The 15,741-nt window shown below is 71.9% G+C and carries 12 protein-coding genes and 1 pseudogene; 10 read left to right on the top strand and 3 right to left on the bottom strand.

Going from position 1 to position 15,741, the window contains the following annotated elements:
* Positions 1-216 precede the first annotated feature (216 nt).
* The 4 genes and pseudogenes from ACZ6I3_RS12550 (at position 217) to ACZ6I3_RS12535 (ending at position 2,836) form a co-directional block, all read left to right on the top strand.
* Positions 217-1,122, top strand: coding sequence for a hypothetical protein (locus tag ACZ6I3_RS12550; RefSeq protein ID WP_469414068.1), 906 nt, complete (start codon positions 217-219; stop codon positions 1,120-1,122).
* Between the two features lie 51 nt (positions 1,123-1,173).
* The gene (locus tag ACZ6I3_RS12545; RefSeq protein WP_469414066.1) at positions 1,174-1,665 is read left to right on the top strand and encodes a hypothetical protein; all 492 of its coding nucleotides are present in this window, start codon (positions 1,174-1,176) and stop codon (positions 1,663-1,665) included.
* A gap of 224 nt (positions 1,666-1,889) precedes the next feature.
* A pseudogene (locus ACZ6I3_RS12540) lies at positions 1,890-2,009 on the top strand (DUF5655 domain-containing protein); the annotation flags it as partial.
* 113 nt (positions 2,010-2,122) lie between these two features.
* A complete protein-coding gene (locus ACZ6I3_RS12535; protein WP_469414065.1) occupies positions 2,123-2,836 on the top strand; it encodes a hypothetical protein in 714 nt (237 codons plus the stop codon).
* A gap of 306 nt (positions 2,837-3,142) precedes the next feature.
* Here ACZ6I3_RS12535 and adh read toward each other — a convergent pair whose 3' ends face one another.
* From adh to ACZ6I3_RS12520, 3 genes are all read right to left on the bottom strand, one after another.
* A complete protein-coding gene (gene adh / locus ACZ6I3_RS12530) occupies positions 3,143-4,660 on the bottom strand; it encodes an aldehyde dehydrogenase (RefSeq protein ID WP_469414063.1) in 1,518 nt (505 codons plus the stop codon).
* Positions 4,661-4,742: 82 nt separating this feature from the next.
* Positions 4,743-5,984, bottom strand: a complete 1,242-nt coding sequence (locus ACZ6I3_RS12525) for a GAF domain-containing protein (RefSeq protein WP_469414060.1) — start codon at positions 5,982-5,984, stop codon at positions 4,743-4,745.
* Positions 5,985-7,243: 1,259 nt separating this feature from the next.
* Positions 7,244-7,732 carry a hypothetical protein gene (locus ACZ6I3_RS12520; protein WP_189724575.1) on the bottom strand — a complete coding sequence of 163 codons (489 nt, stop codon included), beginning with the start codon at positions 7,730-7,732 and terminating at the stop codon, positions 7,244-7,246.
* A gap of 708 nt (positions 7,733-8,440) precedes the next feature.
* Between ACZ6I3_RS12520 and ACZ6I3_RS12515 the strand changes: the two genes are divergently transcribed.
* The 6 genes from ACZ6I3_RS12515 (at position 8,441) to ACZ6I3_RS12490 (ending at position 15,661) form a co-directional block, all read left to right on the top strand.
* Complete coding sequence (locus ACZ6I3_RS12515) at positions 8,441-10,306, top strand: phage tail sheath subtilisin-like domain-containing protein (RefSeq protein ID WP_469414059.1); 1,866 nt, start codon at positions 8,441-8,443, stop codon at positions 10,304-10,306.
* Between the two features lie 33 nt (positions 10,307-10,339).
* Positions 10,340-10,864, top strand: a complete 525-nt coding sequence (locus tag ACZ6I3_RS12510; RefSeq protein ID WP_004003113.1) for a phage tail protein — start codon at positions 10,340-10,342, stop codon at positions 10,862-10,864.
* A 104-nt stretch (positions 10,865-10,968) separates the two neighbouring features.
* On the top strand, positions 10,969-11,703 hold the full coding sequence (locus tag ACZ6I3_RS12505; RefSeq protein WP_469414057.1) for a T4 family baseplate hub assembly chaperone: 735 nt from the start codon (positions 10,969-10,971) through the stop codon (positions 11,701-11,703).
* Positions 11,696-12,448: a hypothetical protein gene (locus tag ACZ6I3_RS12500; RefSeq protein WP_469414056.1), complete on the top strand. Its 753-nt coding sequence runs from the start codon at positions 11,696-11,698 to the stop codon at positions 12,446-12,448. Before ACZ6I3_RS12505 ends, ACZ6I3_RS12500 begins: the two co-directional genes overlap by 8 nt.
* 73 nt (positions 12,449-12,521) lie before the next feature.
* Entirely contained in the window at positions 12,522-13,352 is an 831-nt protein-coding gene (locus ACZ6I3_RS12495) for a Pvc16 family protein (RefSeq protein ID WP_469414055.1), read from the top strand.
* A 32-nt stretch (positions 13,353-13,384) separates the two neighbouring features.
* The gene (locus ACZ6I3_RS12490) at positions 13,385-15,661 is read left to right on the top strand and encodes an ATP-binding protein (RefSeq protein WP_469414054.1); all 2,277 of its coding nucleotides are present in this window, start codon (positions 13,385-13,387) and stop codon (positions 15,659-15,661) included.
* The last annotated feature ends 80 nt before the right edge of the window (positions 15,662-15,741 follow it).

The following is a 15,741-nucleotide window of genomic DNA, read 5'->3' as shown; positions in this document are numbered from 1 at the left end:
CCCCCCCCCCCCCCCCCCCCCCCCCCCCCCCCCCCCCCCCCCCCCCCCCCCCCCCCCCCCCCCCCCCCCCCCCCCCCCCCCCCCCCCCGCCCGGGCCCTTAGGGTCGCCGCAGGCAAGACCGACCGGGCAACGGGCGGCTCCGCCGCATACGTTGTCGCGCTTTCGGTGAACCCCGGGCGGCCTGGAGCTGCCGTGGGGTCGGTGAGGAGTAGCCCGTGCGGTTCGACCGGCGTCTTTCCACCGTCGCGACGGTTCTCCTGGCACTGGCCCTGACGGGCTGTGGGCCGGCGGATCACGCTGACGAAACGCGTCCCGCCGCGCCCGAGGGCGCCTCCCTCACCGAGGCACAGCTCGCGGTGATCGACCGGGCGGAGCTGGTGCTGACCAAGAAGTGCATGGCCCGGCACGGTCACCCCTACTGGGTGGCCCCCTCGATGCGCGCGGACGAGTTGCGTGCGCCCGGGTACGTCCTGGACGACGTGGGCTGGGCCCGCCGGCACGGCTACGGCGGACGCATACAGCAGGAGGCCCTCGCCACCAAGCGGCATGACCGCAACATCACCTACCGGACAGGTCTGCCCGAGGCGGAAGCCCGCGCCTACGTCCGTGCGCTCTCCGGCGGGCCCGGCACTCCGCTGCTCATCACGCCCCTGCCGGGCGGCGGAAGGGTCCGGGCGAGCAACGGCGGCTGCGAGGCCGAGGCGAGGAAACGGCTGTACGGCGATCCGTCGGTCTGGTTCCGGGCGGACAAGATCGCGACGAACCTGACGCCCCTCTACGTGCCGCGGCTGCTGCGCGACGAGCGCTTCACGAAGGCGCAGCGACTCTGGGCCGCGTGCATGCGTCGGGCCGGGCACGCCTACACCGACCCCACCGCGATCCGTTCGGCGCTGCCCCGGCTCACCCAGGGCCTGGACCCCGGCCGCGCGCACACCACGGAGGTGCGCCTCGCCGTCGCGGAAGCCACCTGTGCCCGCAGTACGGGCTTCGCCGGGACCGCCCGCCGGCTGGAACGGGAGCACAGTGCCCCCGTGCGCGCTCGGTACGCGCGGGACCTCGCCACGCATGACCGCCTCCAGAGAGCGGCACTCACCCGCGCCGAGCGGCTCCTCGGCGATTAGAGCCCCCGCGGCGGATCGCCGCGGAACACTCGAGACACAGGAGAGACATCCATGCACAAGGTGCGACACCTTCTGACGACACTGGTCATCACGGCGGCGCTCGGACTCGCAATCCCATTTCCTTCGGCCCAGGCGGCTGGCAGCGCCACGGCGGGAGCCGGCTGTGACGCCGAGTACTTCAAGTACAAGGGCGACGGCAAGGTCCGCGCGTACCACGAGACCGACTGCCGCATCCTGCTCGGCGCCGACGCGGGTGACGACCCCAACTGGGGCGACGGCGCAGGCATGTTCCAGGGAGGCGACAACGACAGTGCCTTCTCGGTCCTCAACACCGGCACGTATTCCGGCGGTTATGACGTGGTCGCCTTCTACGTCAGCCCCAACTACGAGTGGCAGCGCGGTGGTTACAGCTGTCTGAAGCGCAGTGAGATCTACGTCGATGACCTCGCGCGCAATGACAGCACCGGGGGCTACCCCATGTGGTACAACATCAGCTCGCACAGGTGGGTCACTGCGAGTGCCTGCGCCAAATTCATGAGCTGACCTGCGAACCCGCCCGCTGCGGTCCGGAGCACCGCTGACCCGAGGCATCGGCTTCGGCGGAACCCCGGTCGTCCGGGTACGGTGAGGTAAGGGCGTGGACCATGCAGGCGGCTCCGTCATTCAGCACACGTTCTTCACTGGCTTACTTCACTGGCTTAGCGGTCGTTGCGGAAACAAATCTTGACCCGCCCATCAACCAGGGCCTGTTCTATCTGGCGTGGCTGATGGATCACCGTGCCGAGTTCGAGCACCTGGTCCGCGACCGGCTCGGGGTGACGGCCGCGTCCCAGGTGCTGTGGAGCAGCCCGCGCCTGATCTGTATCGCCGGAGACTTCACCCGCTATGTGGGGACGGGGAACTCCGGTGCCGTCGGGCAGACCTGGATGCCTGGTGGGACATGTGTGAGAAAGATTCCGATACTTGGCGATGAGCTACAACGTCCGATTCTGGGGCATACGTGAGCGCCCAGATCGACGCAAGCCGTTCATGGTCCGTCGGACTCGCCGAAAGCAGGCGGGCCAAACTGCTGACGGCGGCGCGCGACGGCGAATCATTTGATATGCGCACGGGTCTGCCAACGTCCGAGTTGCGAGCTATCAAGCAGCGGACGACGTGGCTCGACCTTGCGTACGAATATCTTGACCAGCGGTGGGACCGTACGCCGGGAAACACCCGCCGCACATTGGCCGATGCGTTCGCCACCGTTACACCTGCCCTGGTGCGCCCTGGCGCAACAAGCCGGCAGCGGCTCAGAGTGCTCGGCGTAAGCGGGCTGCATTTGACGAAGTGCTCAACACCGCTGTGGAGAAGTGCTACTTCGCGGAGAACCCGCTCCACGGATTGCGATGGAACGCTCCTGCAGTCAGCGAGCTGCATGTACTACGCGGCAATGCGTCCGGCGGAGGTCATTCACCTCCGCATCGGGCAATGTCATTTGCCCGGGACCGGGTGGGGGATGCTCAACCTGTCGGGTGGCGTCGTCACGGCAGGCAAGGGGTGGACCGACGACGGTGTGGTGCACGAGGTTCACTCACTCAAGCGCCGCGCGGCTACCGCGACACGGCCGGTGCCCATCCCGCCGACGCTGGTACGTCTCCTCCGCGTGCACGTCGAACGGTTCGGTGCGGCGCCGGACGGCCGTCTGTTCCGGGACCAGGCCGGCAACTACTGACCCGCACGGAACTCGTCTCCGGCTTGGCCAAGCGCCCCTATGATCTCCGGTACGCGGGGATCTCGTTCTGGCCTGTACTCCGGCGTGGATCCGGCCGAGTGTGCCCGCCGTGCGGGCCAGAGCATTGAGGTTCTCTTCCGCCACTACGCCAAGTTCCGGGACGGGATCCGGGAGCAGGCCAACCGTCTCATTGAGGCGTCCATGCGGGAGTGGGACCGCGTCAGCACAGGAACGGCGCCTGACGGGGCTGAGCGCAAGGCGCCTGACTGGGTGAAAGGCCAGGTCAGGCGCCCTTGCATGTGCCCCCTAGAAGAAGCCCAGCTTCTTCGCCGAGTACGACACCAGCAGGTTTTTCGTCTGCTGGTAGTGGTCCAGCATCATCTTGTGGGTCTCGCGGCCGATGCCGGACTTCTTGTAGCCGCCGAACGCCGCGTGGGCCGGGTACGCGTGGTAGCAGTTGGTCCAGACGCGGCCCGCCTTGATCTCGCGGCCCAGGCGGTACGCCGTGTTGCCGTCGCGGGTCCAGACGCCGGCGCCCAGGCCGTAGAGGGTGTCGTTGGCGAGTTTGAGGGCCTCGTCGACGGAGTCGTAGGTCGTGACCGAGACGACCGGGCCGAAGATCTCCTCCTGGAAGATCCGCATGTCGTTGGTGCCGCGGAAGATCGTCGGCTCGATGTAGTAGCCGCCCTCGAGGCCGGGGACCGCGCGGGGGTTGCCGCCCGTGACGACCTCGGCGCCTTCCTTCCGGCCGATGTCGAGGTAGGAGAGGATCTTCTCGTACTGGTCGTTGCTCGCCTGCGCGCCGATCATGGTGTCCGGGTCCAGCGGGTCGCCGCCGACGATGGCCTGCGTGCGTGCGACGCAACGGGCCATGAACTCCTCGTAGATGGAGGAGTGGATCAGGGCGCGGGACGGGCAGGTGCACACCTCGCCCTGGTTGAGGGCGAACATCACGAAGCCCTCGACGGCCTTGTCCAGGAAGTCGTCGTCCGCGGCCGTGACGTCGGGCAGGAAGATGTTCGGGCTCTTGCCGCCCAGCTCCAGCGTGACCGGGATGATGTTCTCGCTCGCGTACTGCATGATCAGGCGACCGGTCGTCGTCTCCCCGGTGAACGCCACCTTCGCCACACGCGGGCTGGAGGCCAGCGGCTTGCCCGCTTCGACGCCGAAGCCGTTCACGACGTTGACCACGCCTGGGGGAAGTAGATCCGCTATCAGTTCGATGACGTAGAGCAGGCTGACGGGGGTCTGCTCGGCCGGTTTGATGACGACGCAGTTGCCGGCGGCCAGCGCGGGGGCGAGTTTCCACGTGGCCATCAGGATCGGGAAGTTCCACGGGATGATCTGGCCGACCACGCCCAGCGGCTCGTGGAAGTGGTACGCGACCGTGTCGGCGTCGATCTCCGCGATGCTGCCCTCCTGGGCGCGGACGACGCCGGCGAAGTACCGGAAGTGGTCGATGGCCAGCGGGATGTCGGCGGCCAGGGTCTCGCGGACCGGTTTGCCGTTCTCCCAGGTCTCGGCGACCGCGATCTTCTCCAGGTGTTCTTCCAGGCGGTCCGCGATCCTGTTGAGGATGCCCGCGCGTTCCGCGACGGACGTGCGGCCCCATGTGTCGGCCGCCCGGTGTGCGGCGTCCAGGGCGAGTTCGACGTCGGCGGCGGAGGAGCGGGCCACCTCGCAGAAGAGCTTGCCGGTCACGGGGCTCGGGTTCTCGAAGTAGCGGCCCTCGACCGGGGCGACGAAGTCACCGCCGATGAAGTTGTCGTAGCGCCGGGCGAAGTTGACGATGCTGCCGTCGGTTCCTGGCTGCGCGTACACCATGGCGGCTCTCCTCGGTGAAGGGCGGTGACGGGTGACGCCCTTCACTGTGCTCCCGCGAGGTTGGCGCAAGGTTGGCGCCGCGTCAGTCGCGCAGGGCCGTGGTCAGCCGGCCGGCGGCGATCGCGCGGCGGGTGTCGCCCGGGCCGAGCAGAAGCAGCGCGTGCTCGTGGATCTCCGCGTCGTACGGGGCCCGTTCGCCGTAGCGCAGGGCGTGGTCCGGGCGGGTGCTCGCCAGCACGGCCTCGCGTACGGCCACTTCGAGGCGGGTGCGCCACTCCTCGATGCCGGGTGCCTCGGAACGGGGGAGCAGTGGACCGCCGTAGTGGCGCAGGGCGGTGTCCGTGTCACCCTGCCCCAGTGCGCGCAGGACGTCGGCGGCGTCGCAGGACACCGGGATCGTCAGGGCGTAGCGGCGGGGGGCGATGCCGCCGCCGAGGGCGCGGCGCAGGTGGGAGATCTCCGCCTTGAAGGTGGACGCGGTGACCGGCCTGTCACCGTACAGGGCGGCGCGCAGGCGCTCCGGGGAGAAGCCGGCGGGTTCGAGCGCGAGCAGGGTGAGGATCTCCAACTGACGGGGCCGCAGGGGGAGGTGCCGTCCTTCCCGTGCTGCCTGCTCGGTGCCCAGGCAGGTGAACCGCAGCCGGGACGGTTGGCTCGGTCGGCCCGGGCGGTGGTGTTCCGTCGTGAGGCGGGCCTCGATGGTGGACACCAGTGTCCGTACGGTGGACATGGCCAGGGGGTGCGAGCGGTCCCAGGTGGTGGACAGGTCCAGTACGCCGAGGACCCGGCCGTCCGGGCCGTGTACCGGGGCGCAGTAGCAGACCCAGCCGTGCAGGGCCGACACCAGGTGCTCGGCGGAGAAGACGGAAGTGGGGCGGCCCGTACGCAGTGCGAGGGAGAGGGCGTTGGTGCCCATGGCTTGCTCGTCCCATCGTCCGCCCGGCGCGAAGTTGACCTGCTCGGCCCGGCGGCGCATGGTCCGGCCACCGCAGGTCCACAGGATGGTGCCCGACTCGTCGGTGACCGCCGTGACGAACCCGGCGTCCTCGGCGATGCTGTGCAGTTCGCCGGTGAGGCCGGAGACCGGCCGGTACAGCGGTGAGGACGTCCAACGCTGGTGCACCGGCCCGCCGTCGGTGACCGGGGCGCTGTCCCGGCCCGGGTCCACACTGCCCAGCGAACGCGCCCAGGACTCGGTCACCTCGTGGCGCAACGCCGCGCTGCCGCCCGGGCGCGTGCCGGGGACACTCAGCCGCGGTACCCAGTGGGACCACTCGTGCTCCAGCACGGCCCTGCGCTGCCGGAGGTCAGGGCGCTGTGACATGGCCTCTCCTGCGGTCGTACCGGTTCTCGGCGTGAGGTCAGTGTTACCGGATGCGCCGGGCCCGGTCGAGGAAACCGGCGGACCGGGGGCCAGGGTTCCGGATGACTGGCCGGGGAGTGACGCTGCTCTGAACGGGCGACCGCCTGACTGGATGTTTGTCCGGACCCCGCGTGCCGCCGTACGGGTGACGGGTTCACTCGACCCGACGGACGGGGTCCCGCCCGCGTACCACCGGCGCGCGGCGTCGCGTTGCCCTGGCATGGACAGCACTGCGACGGCGCGGCGCCTGCTCGGGAACGACGCCGCGCCCCGGCCGTACGCCGAACTCACCAGCGGATACTCGGGCCATCCGCCGATCTACGCGGCCCTCGTCGCCGAGTGGGAGGCCAGGGGCCACGCCACCCCGGAGCACCGTGACGGCCAGTGGGTCTCCTTCGCCGCGCCGACCGAGAGCGAGACCTGGACCGCCGTCCCCGCGTGGCACACCGGCCCGCACCTGGGCCCGGTCGTCCCTTCCGGCGCACAACCGGCTGCCGGCCGCCACCCAGGCCCGGTCGGCTCCGCCGGAGTTGGCCCGTCCTCCGGTCGGTTCACGGGCCCGGCCGCCTCGTCAGGCCTTCGCCCGGCCGTCGATCGACACTCGGGCGCCACGGCTGCTCCTGTCGGCGCCCGTCCGACTACTGGTCAGGGCACTGGCCCGGTTGTCCGTCCGGCACATCCGGCCTCCGGTCGGTTCACGGGCCTCGTCGCTTCGTCGGGCCTTCGCCCGGCTGTCGATTGATACTCGGGTGCCCGGGCCGCTCCTGTCGGCGCCCGTCCGACCGCCGGCCGGCACGCGAACCCGGTCGGCTCCGCCGGAGTTCGCCCGTGCCCCGGTCGGTGCACAGGCTCGGCCGTCTCGTCAGGCCTTCGCCCGGCCGCTGATCGACATGCGGGTGCCCGGGCCGCTCCTGCCGGCGTCCATCCGACCGCCGGCCGGCACGCGAACCCGGTCGGCTCCGCCGGAGTTCGCCCGTCCCCCGGTCGGTGCACAGGCTCGGCCGTCACGTCAGGCCTTCGCCCGGCCGCTGATCGACACTCGGGTGCCACGGCCGCTCCTGTCGGCGCCCATCCGACCGCCGGCCAGCGCACAGACCCGGTCATCCCTCCGGCAGTACATCCGGCCCCCGGCCGGTTCACAGGCCCGGTCGCCCCGGCCGGTACCCGCCCGGCCGCAGATCGGATCCCGGTACCCCCGGCCGCTCCTCCCGGTGTCCGCCTCACCAACCGTCAAGTGCCACCGGCTCCGCGCTGACCGGTGCCAGTACCGCGAGGGTGCCCGTGGCCTCGCGCAGGGCCGACTCGAGGGTGCCGGGGGAGTGCAGGGCGCCGGTGCCGTCCGGTGGGACGAGCCACTCCAGGCGGCCGGCGGGCCGGTACGGCGGCGGTACCGCGACCCAGGAACCACGGCCGACGTGCCGGACCCCGAAGCCGACCCACTCGCTGACGGGGTCGGGCGGCAGGAAGAAGCCCACTCTGCGCGCCGTGCAGTCCACCAGGGTGGGGCCGGGCACCTTCAGCGGGTCGCGCCACAGATAGTCCAGGGCGAGCAGGCCGAGGCGGTCGGGAACGCTCAGCACGTCCCAGTAGCGCCCGGCCTCCACGAGAACCGTGCCCGCGCCGTAGTCCCACTCCCGCTTGCACTCCTGGGGGTCCGTGGCTGCCGCGGCGAGCCACTCGACGGCTTGCTTCCACATGACGCTCTGCATGGCCACCCCAGGCACAGTCGGCGTGCCCCGAAGGACGCCCGCGGGACACGGTCCGGTGGCCCGCGGGAATCCGGGAGATCCGCGGTGCCGATCCGGCACCGGTCATGCTCGTAGATATTTCTAGGCGCCGGAAGGGGTGGCGTGGCCTGGCGTTTGGGTCGGGCATGTCCCGGTCGAAAGAGGGCACTCGAAGACGCATCACGTAAGGCCGCGGTCAACTCCGTACGCGTCCATGCCGCCCATATGAAACCGGCCACTGGCCGATGAACGACTCGGGGAGAACTCGGGGAGCGCGCTGGTCGGATGGATCGCCGGCACCGGAAACGCGCGGCTCCCAGGCATGCCCGCCACCCCGCGTTCACACCCGCTGTGCAGGGCATGTGGACCTGTGCACGAGGGCGCGCGGGCAGGATGTGTGAATCACGGAAGTTTGCCTTCACAAAACCTTCCACCCTGCTGGCCAGAACCTGTCTTGCTCGGTCAACTCCGAACGCATCAGGGTGGATTGAGCACTTGAGCATCAGGAGTCACAAGCACACTGCTTGGCCTGTGCGACCGAATCGCGCGGGTACTGACGGGGGAACTGATGAAGTGCGCGTGCCCACCGCCGACGCTCGGGGGGCAGTTCCTCGCGCACGTCCGGAACGTCCCTCCCTCACCCTCTCTTGGTGCCTTCAACCGGTGCCCGAGACAGGGATAGGAGGGGGAATGCCGATGAGTGCAGTGAGCGCCGCCAAGCCGACGTATCCCGGTGTCTACGTCGAAGAGCTTCCCAGCAGCACCCGCACCATCTCGACCCTGACCACTTCGGTGACCGCCTTCGTGGGCCACACCCGCCGCGGTCCGCTGAACGAACCGGTGCGCGTCACCAGCTTCACGGAGTTCGAGCGCCGCTTCGGGGGACTGAGCGCGCGAAGCGCCGTCGGCTACGCCGTTCACCAGTTCTTCGGCAACGGCGGCACCGTCGCCGTGATCGTCCGGGTCGCCAAGGCCGGCAGCGGCCAGGCCGCCTGCGTCACGCTGGAGTCCACCGACGGCCACAGCGAGTGCGACGTCCTCAAGGTGCACGCCAGGGAACCCGGCGTGTGGGGCAATGGCCTGCGCGTCGCCGTCGACTACGACACGCCCTGCCCCGACGAGACCTTCAACCTGCGCGTCCACGACGCCAAGGGCGAGGCCCGCGAGAGCTTCACCGGTCTGTCCGCCGACCCGTCCAGCGGCCGGTACGTGCAGACCGTCGTCAACGCCGGCTCCCGGCTGATCCGCGTCGAGGTCGTCGGCGAGGGCCGGCCCGACCCGTCCGGCACCGTCTCCAAGCCGTTCGGGCACGAGCTGCCCGACCTCGCCGTGGACCTCACCGTCAAGATCGGCGACGTGGAGCGGGAGTTCACGCTCCACGACCCCGACTGCGACGGCGAGGCCCCGCACTCCGTCGCCGAGCTGGCGCTGCTGCTGGAGCGCAAGCTGCGCGCCCTGCCCGACGCGCCCGGCAAGCACGCCTTCGCCGGTGCCGAGGTCACCGCCTTCGGCCGGCGCGTCCAGGTCGTCGCGGGCTCCACCGACCCCGAGGACGTCGTCCGCTTCCTCGGCGAGTGCGCCAACGACCTCGGCCTCGAGGCCTCCGTCAACCCGCCCGTCTTCCCGCTGGAGGGCGGCGAGGACGGCGAGGCGCCCGGCCCGCGCGACCTCATCGGCTCCGAGGCCGACAAGTCCGGCATCCAGGCGCTGCGCGGCGTCCCTGACGTCAACCTGCTCGTGCTGCCCGAACTCGCGGCGTACGAGAAGACGGAGGACGCCCTCACCGTCGTCTCGGCCGCCCAGCGGCTGTGCCAGGAGCGGCGGACCTTCCTGCTCGTCGACGCGCCGAGCACCTGGGTGAGCGTGGACACCGCCCGTGCCGGGCTCGCCGCGTTCGACGCCGTCCGCGGCAACCACGCGGGCCTGTACTTCCCGCACCTCCAGCTCACCGACCCGCTCACCGGCCGGCTGCGCTCCTTCCCGCCGTCCGGCGCGGTCGCGGGCGTCATCGCCCGTACGGACTCCGAGCGTGGCGTGTGGAAGGCCCCGGCCGGCACCGAGGCGCGGCTCGCGGGCGTCCACTCCCTCACGGTCAACCTCACCGACCGCGAGACCGGCCTGCTCAACCCGCTCGGCGTCAACGTCCTGCGGACGTTCCCGGTGACCGGCCCGGTCGTCTGGGGCGCACGCACCCTGGAGGGCTCCGACGCCCTCGACAGCGAGTGGAAGTACGTGCCGGTGCGGCGGCTCGCCCTGCACGTCGAGGAGAGCCTCCAGCGGGGCCTGCAGTGGGTGGTGTTCGAGCCCAACGACGAGAACCTGTGGCAGCAGATCCGCCTCAGCGCCTCCTCCTACCTGCACACGCTCTTCCGCCAGGGCGCCTTCAAGGGCGGCACGCCGCGCGAGGCCTACTTCGTCAAGTGCGACAGCGACACCACGACCGACGAGGACATCGAGAACGGCATCGTCAACGTCCTGGTCGGCATCGCGCCGGTCCGCCCGGCCGAGTTCGTGATCGTCAAGATCCAGCAGACGTCCGGCCAGTTCGCGCTCTAAGGAACGCTCCAAGGAATCCCTGAGGACATTTCGATGGCAGAGTTCACGGTCAACGCCCATCGTTTCGACCCGTACAAGAACTTCAAGTTCCTGGTCCTGTGGGACGGTCGGACGGTCGCGGGCATCAGCAAGATCAGTCCGCTCAAGCGGACCACCGAGGTCGTCAAGCACCGCCACGGCGGCGACCCCTCGTCCCCGCGCAAGTCGCCGGGCCGCTCCGAGTTCGAGGGCATCACCCTGGAACGCGGCGTCACGCACGACCCCGAGTTCGACCGCTGGGCCAACAAGGTCTGGCAGGTCGGCGCGGGCCTCGGCTCCGAGGTGTCCCTCGCGGACTTCCGCAAGGACATCGTCATCCAGGTCCTCAACGAGGCCGGCCAGGTCGCCGTCTCGCACAAGCTGTACCGGACCTGGCCCAGCGAGTACCAGGTCCTCGGCGAACTGGACGCCAACGCCAACGCGGTGGCCATCCAGTCGCTGAAGCTCGAGTGCGAGGGCTGGGAGCGGGACTACGAGGTGCCGGAGCCGGAGGAGCCGTCGTTCCTGAACCCGGCGTAGCGCTCCGCAGGGAAGCGCCGTAGTGGGGTTGTTGTTCGTCTACGGGTTCGTGGGGGCTGGTCGCGCCGTCCCCGCGCCCCTATGGGGCACGTGTTGGGGGAGGCATGGTCATCACACGGGCGGCCGATGTCCTGGCCACCTGGGAGAGCGGGCTCGGTCAGGCTCCGGACGGGCGTGCCCTCCTGCTGCATCGGGCCGCGCGGCCCGACCTGGGCGGCGATCAGCAGGCGCTGCTGGCGCTCCCGGTGGGGGAGCGCGAGGCGGATCTGTTCGCGCTGCGCATGGCCCTGTTCGGGGAGCGGATGCAGGTGCGTCTGGAGTGCGGGGCGTGCGGCGCGGACATGGAGTTCGAGCTGGACGCCGGGGAGTTCGCCCGCACCCTGGCCGACCGGGGCGACCCGCTGGTGCGGGTCGCCGAGGACGGCTGGGTGGTCGAGTTCCGGGTGCCCGGCGTCGCCGACCTGACGGCGGCGGCCCGGGACGCCGACCCGCGCCGGGCCCTGCTCGCTCGGTGTGTGGTCACCGCCGTACGCGACGGGCGGCCCGTGTCCGCCGACACGCTGCCCGTCGCCGTACAGCGGCGGATCGCCGAGGCGGCCCAAACAGCCGACCCGGGGGCCGACGTCACGCTCGCCATCGCCTGCCCCGAATGCGGGGAGCCCACCCGGGCCGAGCTGGACATCGCCTCCTACCTGTGGACCGAACTGGACGCCTGGGCCCGGGACCTGCTGCTCGACGTCCATCTGCTCGCCACCGCCTACGGCTGGAGTGAGCCGGAGATCCTGGCGCTCAGCCCGCTGCGGCGCCGTTACTACCTGGAGCTGTGTGCGGATGTCTGACTCCACCTCGCGAGGGCGGCCGGAGCCCGACTTCCTCGACCGGCTGCTCGCCCGGCACGCGGCGCCCGCCGCGCGGCGCCCCGGCGTGGTGCGCGTACGGCCGCGGCTGGCCGGTCCGTTCGAACGCGTCGAGGCGGTACGGGCCGCCGCACCGGACCCGGACGGCACCGAGCCGCTGTGGCCCGTCGCCGCCCCGGCCGCCGCCCGGCCGGACGGGACGCGCCCGGCGGCCCGCGAGGTCGTCCGTACGGAACGGGAACGGACGGTCGTACGGACCGAGCCCGCCCCGGCACCCGACGAGCCCGCACTTCGCCCGGCCGCCCGGCTCGCCGAGTCCGACGGGCCGCTGCTGCGGCCCGTCACACCCACGGGCCCCGTACTGCGGCCGGTCCCCGACGCCGCGCGCCGCGCGGCGGGCCGGGGCCGTACCGAGCGGGCCGCCCCCACGAACGCGGCGTCCGTGCCGACCCCCCCTGGTGCGGACGCCGCCTTCCCCGCCGCCGTGTCCGCCCCGCTGCTCCCCAGCGCGGCGGACACGGCGGCCGCCCGGGACGCCGTCCGGCAGGCGGCGGCCCGCCGTCCCGGGCGCCCTGCCGAGCAGGTGGTGCAGGTGCAGATCGGGCGGCTGGAGGTCACCGCGGGCGGGGCGCCGCAGGGCGGTGGCGGCAGGCCCCGGCCCCGGGACGCCGAGCGGCCCCGGGCCGCGGTGAGCCTGGCGGACTATCTGGCCAGGGGACGCGAGTGAGCGAGCCGCGACGGCACGGCAGCCGTACGACGAGACAGACCAGCACGAGGAGAGGGACCGAGGAACCGACGCCATGAGCAACGCACTTGCCCTCGCCCACGTCACCCAGGCCCTCGCCCTGCTGATCGAGGCCAACCTTCCGCCGGACATCGACATCGCGGTGAAGGTCGAGCCGCGCAAGCCGCCGGCCGATCCGCCGCTCGAGCCGACCATCACCGTGTTCCTGTACCAGGTCACGCCCAACACCTCGCAGCGCAACAACGACCTGCCGGTCCGGGCCTCCGACGGGACACTGGTCCGGCGGCCTGCCGCCGCGCTCGACCTGCACTACCTGATCAGCGCGTACGGCGAGGAGGCGGAACTGGTCGGGCAGCGCCTGATCGGTTCGGTGGTGCGCACTCTGCACGAGATACCCGTACTGCCCGGGGACATCATCGAACTCGCCGGTCAGCGGCCGCACTTGAGCGGGAGCGACCTGGCCGAGGCGGTGCAGCGGGTGCGGTTCACGCCGACGGCGATGGACGTGGACGAGACGTCCAAGCTGTGGGGGATGCTCCACCAGACGCCGTACACCCTGTCGGTCGTCTACCAGGCGGTCCTGGTCCTCATCGACGGGCGTGAGACGCCGGTGCCGGCGAAGCGGGTGGAGCGGCCGGAGGTGCGGGTGCTGCCGTTGGGGGCGCCGGCTGCGGCGCCGGACGGCCCGCCCTCGCAGGGTGCCGCGGAGCCGTCGGACGTACCTGCGAAGGCTGTTGCCAAGGCACCGGCGAAGCCGCCTGCGAAGGCGACCCGGGGCCGTAAGCCGGCGTCGCCCGCCAGGGCCGCGAAGAAGACGGCCGCCAAGTCCCCGCAGAACCGGCCGGTGGCGGAGAACACGCGCGGACACGAGGACCCGGAGAACTGAGGCCCATGGGAGCGACGGGGGCAGGTGAGGACATGGGAGCGCACGGCACGGCCCCGGCCGGTGCGACGGCTGCCGCGGCGCTGGGCGCCGGCACGACGCTGACGGCCGAGATCCGGCGTGTCCTGGCCCGCGTCGACGCTCACGCGGGACGGGCGGCGGGGGAGACGCCCGGGGAGACGGCCGCGCGTCGTGCTACGCAGGGCGGCGCGGGTGCGGGTCGCGCTGCGGGCGAAGGTGGTGGCGGAGTCGCTGCGTCGCACGCTGCGCAGGATGGTGCGGGTGCGGGGCGCGCCGCGGACGGACGTGCTGCCGGGACGGCCGCGCGGCATGGGTCGCAGGAGCACGCCGATGCGGAGCGCGTCGCGGATGGATGCCCCGGCAGCGGCGCCGCGCAGCGCGTCTCGCGGGATCCAGAGAGCAGCGGTGCCCCCGATCGTGTCGGTAAGCCTGCGGAGGGGCGCGACGCCACCCAGGCCCCCGTGCCCGGGGCCGTCGTCGACGGCCCCGGTGTCGGTCCCCTCGACGCCCTGGTCACCTGCTTCGGGCTCACCGTCTTCGAGCGTGACCTCGTGCTGCTCGCCGCCGCGCAGGAGTTGGAGCCCACGACCGGCGCCCGGTGTGCCGCCGCGAGTGGTGATCCGGAGCGGGCGTACCCGACCTTCTCGCTCGCCCTGGCCGCCCTGGACGAACCGCACTGGAGCGCGCTGCCGCCCGTGTCGCCGTTGCGCCGCTGGCGGATCGTGGAGCTGGACGACGCGTCGCGGCTGACGACCTCCCGGCTCCGGCTCGACGAACGCATCCTGCACTTCCTGCTCGGCTCGCCCTACCTGGACGCCCGGCTGCACGGCCAGCTGCGCCGCACGCCGGTGCCCGACCGGCTGCCGCCGTCGTACGACCTCGCCGCGAGCGCGGTCGCGGCCGGCTGGACGGACGGCGCCCGCCCCGACGCGCCGCTGCTCGTCGAACTGGTCGGCGGCGACCTGCGCAGCCGTGCCGACATCGCCGCCGCGGCCGCCGCGCGTGCCGGGCTCGGGCTGTACGCGCTGAGCGCCGAGGACATCCCCGTCGACCCCGCCGAGCGCGACCGCTTCGCCCGGCTGTGGCAGCGTGAGGCGATCCTGCTGCCCGCCGCGCTGCTTCTGGAGTACGGCGAGCCGGACCGGGACCAGCAGGCGGCCACGGAGGCGTTCCTGGCCGGGGCCGCCGTGCCCGTCGTCGTGTCGAGCGCCGACCCGCGCCGCACGGACCGCCCGCACGGCACCCGGGTCAGCGCGCCGAGCCTCGACGACGAGGAGCAACTGGCCCTGTGGACCGACGCGTTCGACGACGTGGCCGACCTGGAGCAGACCGAACTGCGGTCCCTGATCGCCCAGTTCCAGTTGCCCCCGCACGTCGTACGGTCCGCCGCCGCCACCGTACGCCGTGAACTGCCCTACGAGGACGAGCTCGACGCCGCCGGGCTGGCCTGGCGGGCCGGTATGGACGAGGCCCGGGTCGGCATGGACGAACTCGGCCGCCGTATCGAACCGCAGGCCGGCTGGAACGACCTCGTGCTGCACGAGCGGCAGACCGGCGTGCTGCGGGAGATCGTCGCGCATGTGCGTCAGCGCGCCATGGTCCACCAGGAGTGGGGCTTCGCGGCCACCCTGCGCCGCGGCCTGGGCGTCACCGCGCTCTTCGCGGGCGGCTCCGGCACCGGGAAGACCCTGGCCGCCGAGGTGATGGCGAAGGAACTCGGCCTCGACCTGTTCGTCATCGACCTCTCGCAGGTCGTCAGCAAGTACATCGGCGAGACCGAGAAGAACCTCCGCCGCGTCTTCGACGCCGCCGAACGCGGCGGCGCGCTCCTGCTCTTCGACGAGGCCGACGCCCTGTTCGGCAAGCGCAGCGAGGTCAAGGACAGCCACGACCGGTACGCCAACCTCGAGGTCAGCTACCTGCTGATGCGGATGGAGGCCTACCGCGGCCTCGCCATCCTCACCACCAACATGAAGAAGGCCCTGGACAACGCCTTCCTGCGGCGCATCCGCTTCGTCGTCGACTTCCCCTTCCCGGCCGAGCACGAACGCGCCGAGATCTGGCGCCGCGTGCTGCCGCCGCAGGCCCCGGTGAAGGACATCGACCCGCAGCTGCTCGCACAGCTGACCGTGGCGGGCGGCTCGATCCGCAACATCGCCCTGTCCGGCGCGTTCCTCGCCGCCGAGGAGGGCGAGGCGCTCCAGATGCGGCACATGCTCGCGGGGGCCCGTACCGAGTACCTCAAGCTGGAACGCTCCTTGACGCCGACGGAGGTCCGCGGATGGGTGTGACGCAGACGGGGGCGACGCCGACCAATGGGACAGGCCCCGGTGGGACAGGCCCTGGCGGGACGCGCCCCGGTGGGGCACCG

The organism is Streptomyces sp. NPDC041940 (assembly GCF_055589465.1).
This window is presented reverse-complemented; position numbering and strand designations above follow the sequence as displayed.